A 6,628-nucleotide genomic window follows, 5' to 3' on the forward strand; every position below is an offset into this window, starting at 1 on the left:
ATCCAAACAGCCGCATAGGCTACGCCCATAAGACGGCTGTCCGGAATCACCGTGGCCCCTCAAGGCGGAGAAACCTCAGCTCAGACCGTACATGCGAGTTTTGACGCACTACAAGGCTGCCGGCTTGGATCGAAGCCGTCCAGGCCGACGGCCTGCCCGCCCTCCGCAGCTTCGCGACCGGCCTCACCCGTGATCAGGCCGCCGTCACCGCCGGACTCAGCCTGCCGTGGAGCAACGGCCCCACTGAGGGCGCCGTAAACCGGCTGAAAATGATCAAGAGAAGTATGTACGGCCGCGCCAACCTCGACCCTACTCCGCCAACGAGTCTTGATCATCTGAGCGCTACGATATCAGCGTCAGACGCTGTTATCCGATCGGTCCTGCGTAGATCCGGCACTGCCGGCCGTGGACGTCGGCCATCCGCTCGAAGGTGAGGTCGATCTTTTCGGCGACGCGTTGGGAGGGCACGTTGTTCGGGTTGATGATCGCGATGAGCTGATCGAGGCCGAGGACGTCGCGAGCGAAGTCACGGCAGGCCGTCGCGGCCTCGGTCGCGAGCCCCTGACCGTGGAGGCGGGCGGGAAGCTGGTAGCCGACCTCGATGTGAATGTCGTTGCCGACCTTCTGAGGCGTGAGGCCGCAGTTCCCGGCGAACTCGCCGGTGTCGCGAAGGGTGAGCAGCCATAGGCCGTGGCCGTACTCACGGTAGAGGCGCTGGTTCCACTCGATCCAGCTCCCGGCCTCCTCCCTAGTCTTGGGCGCGGGGTAGTAGCGCATGACTTCGGGGTCGCCGAGCATGGCGGCCATGTCGTCGAGATCGTCGGCGGTCATCTCGCGGAAGGCGAGGCGTTCGGTGGGGCCGGGGATCGGCATCAGGCTCCTTGGCGCATGGCGAGGTGTCGGCTGACGGGCAGCCCGGCAGCCGGACAACGGGTAGTGGGTAGCGGAATTGAGCTGCAAGGATGACCCGAGCTGCAAAGAAGATCAAGTCTTGTCCTGGCGCCGCCGCCGCTGCGATCCTGAGCGCAGGCGTTATTTCTAGCCGGGTCGGAGACCCATGCACCCTCCGGCGGCGAGGCGTTTGGCGGGTCCGAGTTCGGCGATCATCGGTGGCTCGCCCCTGTGTCTTGCCGAGGTGGGGCCAGTGCTGGGCGGGCTCCGCCAACCGTACACGCGGGTCGGCCGCAGTAACTCAAACTCCTCATTTATGCGCGCGAACCGGCGTTGCCAACCCGCACACCTCGATGCGGAAGCGGCGCGAACCTGACCGGCACCGCAACAAGATCAGCGCCAGACCCCAGTTTCTTGTCGCACAACAGCTTTCGGAGAACACGCGTCGAGTCCTCCCGGTCGTTCTTCGCTTCCTCCGGGGCCAGCGAATCAGTGGACGGCGCGCTCTCGGCGCGCTTTTCTGTGATCGTGCGAGGAACCATCGCTCTCGTGGTCGCTATCGGCCTTCTGACGCTGACGACCCTGGAGAGCCGCCGCTTGGCTTGGAGCGTGGTGGCAGCGGCTGCCATGGTGCTCGCCTTCTGGCTCTGGTCCGTGTGGGGACGGCGACTGAGGGCTCCCGCCCGTAAGTGGCGGCGTCGGCTGGTGTACTCAGGCGTAGGACTGGCGAGCATCGTCTTGGCACTGCTCAACGGGCTGCCCGAGGTGGTCGAGCAGTGGGTCACTGGCGAAAGTACCGAAGAGCTCCAGCTGGGATTCACCACGATGGCCTGGTGGGGGAGAGTCGGCAAGGTGTTGCAGTTCATCGCGGCACTCGTCGTACTGATCGACCTGACTGACCCCAACCGGCTGCGCGCGATCGGCGCGCGTGCTGGGCTACGGCAGCGCGGCATCGATCCCAAGATCGACCGCCGGACAGGCGTGTCTGCATACCTGCGCGCGGCCGACTGGCTGACGAACCATGTGGTGACCCGGCGGGTGATGCTGGGTGCGTACGCCCTGGGCCATCAGCACACGACGACCGGAGATCCCGAACTCGTCGACCCGCCGGCAACCCACGTGCCCGACCACCTGCCCCTCAGCGACCTCGACTACCACGTACTCCATGCCTGGTTCAAAGGCGAGATCGCCGGTAAGCCCATCGCGCCCGAACATGAACGCCAACTGGAAGCCATGGCATGGAAAGTGGTGACGGACCAGCTGTCCGATTCCGAGCGCATGCAGGTGGAGAAGGCTCGCCAGCGTCGTGCGCTGGCAGGCAAGGCGGTGGGGCCCGCCGTGCTGCTCTTTGGTGCCCTGGTGTTGGGGATCCGCTTCGCGCTGGACCCGGGCGACTGGTACACCCTCACCCTGGCCGCCATCGCAATAGCCGGAACAGTCGGGCTCTCGCTCGGGGAAGGCAAGCTCTACGGGCGCTGGTTACACGCGCTCTATCTTCCGCAACGCGTGGTGGCGGAGTCGCTGGCACAACTTCTCGACCGCGAGCGGCCCGCGCACCCGCTGCGTTGGCTGGCGTTCTTCATCTTCCTGTACGGCTTCGTCCTCGACCTGCTGGCGTCCTAGCGTCATTCTCTCGGATCAGCGAGCAGGGCGGCGGGGCGCCCCGGCACTGCTTCACAGACTTTGATCCAGAGCCGGCCCAGGCGGCTCGTCGACCAGGTCGATGAGGTCCCGACGGTGGCCAGGCTCCATGTAGCGCAGGCTGAGCAAGACGTCATCGCGGCCGCGCTGCAGGCATTGAAGACCCCTTCTCCCGCCAGGACGTATGGGCCATCACGCTTCTCCCGCCAGGACGTATGGGCCATCACGCGATGGGCTTACCGCCTGGTCAGTCGACCTCGAGCCCGTACCGACGGAGCCTTTCGGCCTCCTCTACCCGGCCTGCTCGCACCATCGCCTCGCTCATTGATCGGCGGCGTAATTATGACCAGTCTCGGCCCGCTCGCGTAGCTCCCCCACGCGGCCCACTTTGGCCAGCAGCTTGGCCAAGTGGAAGGCGGCGACCTCACCGGCACCCCTACTCGCGGCAGGTTGATAAGGCCCTGCGTGGTAGGCCGAAGGATGAGGCAGCGATCCGCGATATCACATACTGCCGAGTCGATTAGTCGGGATCTTGTTTAGCGGAGAGGCCAGACATGACCCTCCTCAGACATGACGAAGTCCCGAACCGAGGGGTGTTGTAAATCGATCGATTCTCAGTACCCGCCCCCTCGGCGTCATCGCCGCCAAGACCGGCATCCCCAAGACCTCCCTGCACCGCTACCTCAGCGATTGACACCGCGGCCGGTCGCGGAACGAGCGTTTCTGAGACGGCCCGCCGGCGCCCGCAGATTGTCAGTGCCCACGCATAGCGTTGGCTCACCCCCCGGACACCAACGACGACGGGCGGGCCGGATGTCCTTCACCGCGCTTCACCCCACGCACTGAGCCGTGCCGGCGCGGTGGCGTCCTTGGGTTCCAGCCGCAGCGCCGGTAGGAGAGCGGCCGCGTGTATGAGTGACAGCGTGATCTTCGTCCCGGCGAGGGCTCCCCAGCGTCTCCGCCGTAATCACTCGTGAGCGGGCCATTCCTCGGCCAGGAGCGCGTATGAGAGACCGTCGAGCCATCCCTTGGTGCGGTGGAGTGAGTCTCTCACCGTGTGCTGTTCGCGGCGCATCCCGACCCGCTCCATCAGCCGCCACGAGGATTCGTTGTCGTAGAAGCAGTCCGCGTGCAGGCGGCGCAGGCCAAGACTCTTGAAGGAGATGTCGATGAGGGCGCGTACCGCTTCGGTGGCGTAGCCCTTGCCGCCGTAGGAGGGATCGAGCGTCCACCCGAGCTCTCCTTGGACGCTTTCCGCCTGGTCAGCGACCTCTTCCTGGGCCCAACCGTCCTGGACCTTCAGTGTCAGGTCGCCGATCACCCGGCCGTCCAGTTCGACGATGAGCAGGTCTACGAGCCGCTCCTCGCGGAGGAAACGCTCACGGTAGTCGTCGTAGGTCTCTGTGGCGGCCGCGACCCATTCGTGAGTCTCCGGCAGCTGCCGGAAGGCCCAGGTCGCGTCTAGGTCGTCGGGGGCAGCCCGGCGCAACAGCAGCCGCTCAGTGGAAATCGGCCAGTCCGGCGTGTCAAGAGGGTGACGCATGAGCCCTCATACTGACAGCGGGCTGTGGTGATACACAAACGGATTACTGCGGACGACGTCTCCGACAACGACGCGGCGATCGCCCTACAGGAACCGACAGGACACCGAAGCGACCAGGGCTCCCGGAAACCCGCGTCCTGAAAATCAAGTGGGCCCGGAGGCCGGGGCGGGATTGGTCGGGTGTCAAAGGGCGGGCGGGGTCGTCGGCTCCGTCTGGGGGACGTCGCGGAGGGCGTCGGCGACGGCGTACCGCGAAGCTCGATGAGCAAACAGCATTCAGATCAGTCAGTTTGAAGACGACCTCGGGAATCAGTGCAGAGGACTTCAGGAACCGACACTGCGCGGATGGCGGACCGCCCGACCGGTGCCGGAAAACGTGTTGAGAAGTTGGAGTGTTCACCAACTCCGAATGCACCCTCTACCGCCATGGCCGTTCCGTTGTTGCTCAAGCTCCCCGCTCTGGAGGGTCGGTTCGGTGGTGTGGTCGGCGAATGCACGGTGCTCCTCCGGTCACGCGCGAGAAGACACCTCACAGAATCCCAGTGGATAATGTTCCTTATCCGTTGAGAATCTTGGTCGGCTCAGTGAATAATGGGGTTCGCGCCTGCGCGGAACACAGGGCGCAGCTCAGCGGATAAGAGGAAGGGTGTGCTACGGATGAGCGCTCGCATCATCGCGCTGCACGAGCAGAGCACCGAGCGGTCGACTGTCACCGCGGTGGCGGAGCGAGCTCTGGCGGCGATCGAGCGCTACCTCGACAGGTGCAAGCTCAGCCCGCACACTGTGAAGGCCTACCGCCGGCAGTGCGCCGCCTACGTCGCCTGGCTGGCCGAGCATGCCGCCGCGCACCCCGACGCCTTCGACGACGTCGTCGGCGCCGAGGCCGCGGTGACCGCATGGCGGCGCCACCTGCTCAAGGTGCGCAAGGACAGCCCGAGCACCGTCAACCAGGCCCGCGCCGCAGTGACACTGATGTACGAGCACGCGGCCCAACTGCGCATCAAGGTCAAATCGGCAACGGTGCCCCGGCCCGGGGAACCTGACGCGCTGACCCGCCAGCAGCAGGGCGCGCTTGAGCGCGCCGCCGTACGCCGCGGTGTACGCGACGCGGCGATCATCTACCTGTTGCTGTACACCGGCGCCCGCGCGGAGGAGAGCGTGCTGGATCTGGAGGACCTCGCGCTCACCGCGCGGACCGGGTCGGTACGGCTGCACGGCAAGGGCGACCAGGTGCGCAACGTGCCCGTGCCCGCGCCGGCGCGCGAACGCCTGTCGGCCTGGCTACTGGAGCGCGGCTCGGACCCGGGCCCACTGTGGATGGGACAGCGGGGGCCGCTGACCGTCTCCGGCATCACCCAGGTGGTGCTCGCCGCGGGGGAGGAGGCGGGACTGAAGGGCGTGCGCCCGCACGATCTGCGCCATACCTACGCCACCCGGCTCCGTCAGGAGGGAGCCGACCCCGCCCAGGTACAGGCGCTGCTCGGGCACGCCAAGCTCGACACCACCGCCCGCTACTTCCGCGCGGGTCAGGCCGAACTGGAAGCCGTCGTCGAACGCGTCTTTGACTAACCCCCCAAAAGACAGGAGAGGCTCGTGTCCCTATCCCAGCTCCACCTTCAGGTGAGCCAGGGCGAGCGCACCTATGACCTGCACGTGACGGCCGTCGACGGCGGCCACCAGGTGGAGGTGACCGGCAGCGACGCCAACGGCGAGCAGATCGCCGAGCTGCGCGGCACACTGCCGAAGGCGGACCTGGCGCTGGTCGTGCAGCTGCTGACCTCCGGCGCGGCCGCGCTCGGCAAGATGCCGCGCACGGGCGCCACGGTGGAAGAGCGCCGTCAGCAGCACCGCAACTCCCACCAGCCGTGGACCGACGAAGACGACCAGCGGCTGAAGGAGCTGGCGGCCGCGCCCGGCGCCAGCATCACCGGGCTGATGGAGCACTTCGGGCGCAGCCGGGCCTCGATCGAGGCCCGGCTGCCGAAGGTCGGCGTGGAGCCCGCGCTGCCGCTCAAGGCCCCGCAGTAGGCGAGCGGGCCGCCCCGGAGGGCGGCCCGCCGACCTGTCAGAAGCCCTCGAGCCGTACGAACGGGTCCATCCTGTCGAGGTCCACGCTCGATGGAACCGGCAGGTCGTGAAGCAGTCGAAGCGCCGCGGCGACCTGTGTGGGTGAACCGTGCTGGTGCGGAGCCAGCGAGCATCCACTCGCGTTTCTCGGCCTCGCCGAAGGTCCCCGAAAATCGAGAACTCCCAGGTCCGATGGCATGGAGGGTTGTAGGGCGCCCGGGGCTCGAACCCGGAACCTACGGATTAAAAGTCAGCAGCCCTAATACCGGGCTATGTTTCAACGGATTCAATTGTATCACTCTGTTGAGTTTTGTCGCATTTAAAATGTCTGAAAATGTCGGCGGGTGTTCGTGGGTGCCGATGGCCGAAGAGCACGCGACGAGCATGCGGCGGGTGGTTCGGCCCGCCCTGACGCGCTCTTGACTGAGCCCATTCCATCGTGACGCCGCTGGCCACAGGCGTGTTACGGAATCGCCACTGCTGACC

At 66.3% G+C, this 6,628-nt stretch carries 6 protein-coding genes and 1 pseudogene; 4 read left to right on the plus strand and 3 right to left on the minus strand.

Annotated features, from left to right (window positions below; all coding sequences use genetic code 11):
* Positions 1 to 110: 110 nt before the first annotated feature.
* Positions 111 to 339: pseudogene (locus ACFSKW_RS49755) on the plus strand (transposase); the annotation flags it as partial.
* 27 nt (positions 340 to 366) lie between these two features.
* Here the strand turns inward: ACFSKW_RS49755 and ACFSKW_RS49760 are convergent.
* Entirely contained in the window at positions 367 to 873 is a 507-nt protein-coding gene (locus tag ACFSKW_RS49760; RefSeq protein ID WP_379581994.1) for a GNAT family N-acetyltransferase, read from the minus strand.
* Positions 874 to 1,440: 567 nt separating this feature from the next.
* Between ACFSKW_RS49760 and ACFSKW_RS49765 the strand changes: the two genes are divergently transcribed.
* Positions 1,441 to 2,514 carry a hypothetical protein gene (locus tag ACFSKW_RS49765; RefSeq protein WP_379581996.1) on the plus strand — a complete coding sequence of 358 codons (1,074 nt, stop codon included), beginning with the start codon at positions 1,441 to 1,443 and terminating at the stop codon, positions 2,512 to 2,514.
* A gap of 985 nt (positions 2,515 to 3,499) precedes the next feature.
* On the opposite strand, the gene ACFSKW_RS49770 is transcribed toward ACFSKW_RS49765, so the two are convergent.
* Positions 3,500 to 4,075: a GNAT family N-acetyltransferase gene (locus ACFSKW_RS49770; protein ID WP_379581997.1), complete on the minus strand. Its 576-nt coding sequence runs from the start codon at positions 4,073 to 4,075 to the stop codon at positions 3,500 to 3,502.
* Positions 4,076 to 4,732: 657 nt separating this feature from the next.
* Between ACFSKW_RS49770 and ACFSKW_RS49775 the strand changes: the two genes are divergently transcribed.
* Positions 4,733 to 5,644, plus strand: a complete 912-nt coding sequence (locus ACFSKW_RS49775) for a tyrosine-type recombinase/integrase (protein WP_379581999.1) — start codon at positions 4,733 to 4,735, stop codon at positions 5,642 to 5,644.
* Positions 5,645 to 5,668: 24 nt separating this feature from the next.
* Complete coding sequence (locus ACFSKW_RS49780; RefSeq protein ID WP_379582001.1) at positions 5,669 to 6,103, plus strand: hypothetical protein; 435 nt, start codon at positions 5,669 to 5,671, stop codon at positions 6,101 to 6,103.
* A gap of 275 nt (positions 6,104 to 6,378) precedes the next feature.
* Here ACFSKW_RS49780 and ACFSKW_RS49785 read toward each other — a convergent pair.
* Positions 6,379 to 6,628 (minus strand): hypothetical protein (locus tag ACFSKW_RS49785; RefSeq protein ID WP_379582003.1); only part of this gene is annotated, 250 nt, incomplete at its 5' end.

This window comes from Nonomuraea mangrovi (assembly GCF_042681425.1).
Lineage (GTDB): Bacteria > Actinomycetota > Actinomycetes > Streptosporangiales > Streptosporangiaceae > Nonomuraea > Nonomuraea mangrovi.

Excerpts from the sequence above, each read along its gene's own strand:
- ACFSKW_RS49760 (WP_379581994.1), bottom strand. The coding sequence starts at position 873 with ATGCCGATCCCCGGCCCCACCGAACGCCTCGCCTTCCGCGAGATGACC.
- ACFSKW_RS49770 (WP_379581997.1), bottom strand. The coding sequence starts at position 4,075 with ATGCGTCACCCTCTTGACACGCCGGACTGGCCGATTTCCACTGAGCGG.
- ACFSKW_RS49775 (WP_379581999.1), top strand. The coding sequence starts at position 4,733 with ATGAGCGCTCGCATCATCGCGCTGCACGAGCAGAGCACCGAGCGGTCG.